Below are 831 nucleotides of genomic sequence, written 5' to 3' on the forward strand. Positions count from 1 at the left end.
GTCGAGACCGCAATCCGCGATCCGTTCGACCATTGGCTGGCCGACAATCCGCAGGAAGCCTCGAAGCTGCTCGAATGGGTGATCGCACGCGCCGACGAGCGGGTGCGCCGGCGCCAGGAAAAAGAGGTGTCGCGCAAGAGCGCGGTGCGCAAGCTGCGGCTGCCGGGCAAGCTCGCCGACTGCACGCAGAATGCCGCGGCCGGTGCAGAACTGTTCATCGTCGAAGGCGACTCGGCCGGCGGCTCGGCCAAGCAGGCGCGCGACCGCGCCAGCCAGGCCGTGCTGCCATTGCGCGGCAAAATCCTCAACGTCGCCAGCGCCGGCAACGATAAGCTGGCGGCCAACCAACAGATTTCAGACCTGATCCAGGCGCTCGGCTGCGGTACGCGTTCGAAGTACCGCGATGAGGATCTGCGCTACGACCGCGTGATCATCATGACCGACGCCGATGTCGACGGCGCCCATATCGCCTCGCTGCTGATCACCTTCTTCTACCAGGAGATGCCGGCGCTGGTGCGTGGCGGCCATCTCTATCTCGCCGTGCCGCCGCTTTACTCGATCAGGCAAGGCGGCAAGGTCGCCTATGCCCGAGACGACGCCCACAAGGACGAGCTCCTGCGCACCGAATTCACCGGGCGCGGCAAGGTGGAACTGGGCCGCTTCAAGGGTCTGGGCGAGATGATGGCCGCCCAGCTCAAGGAAACCACCATGGATCCGAGGAAGCGGACGCTGCTCAGGATCGATGTAATCGACGCCGAGACGGCGACCAAGGATGCCGTCGATGCGTTGATGGGCACGAAGCCGGAGGCCCGCTTCCGGTTCATCCAGGAA

The 831-nt window shown here is 65.2% G+C and carries 1 protein-coding gene; it reads left to right on the forward strand.

The genetic code is table 11. The annotated features are described in order from the left end of the window. Positions 1-831: toprim domain-containing protein (locus EN991_RS38175; protein WP_245461203.1), on the forward strand; the 831-nt coding region annotated here is incomplete at both ends.

The organism is Mesorhizobium sp. M7A.F.Ca.US.005.03.2.1 (assembly GCF_003997795.1).
In the GTDB taxonomy this organism is placed as follows: Bacteria; Pseudomonadota; Alphaproteobacteria; order Rhizobiales; family Rhizobiaceae; genus Mesorhizobium; species Mesorhizobium ciceri.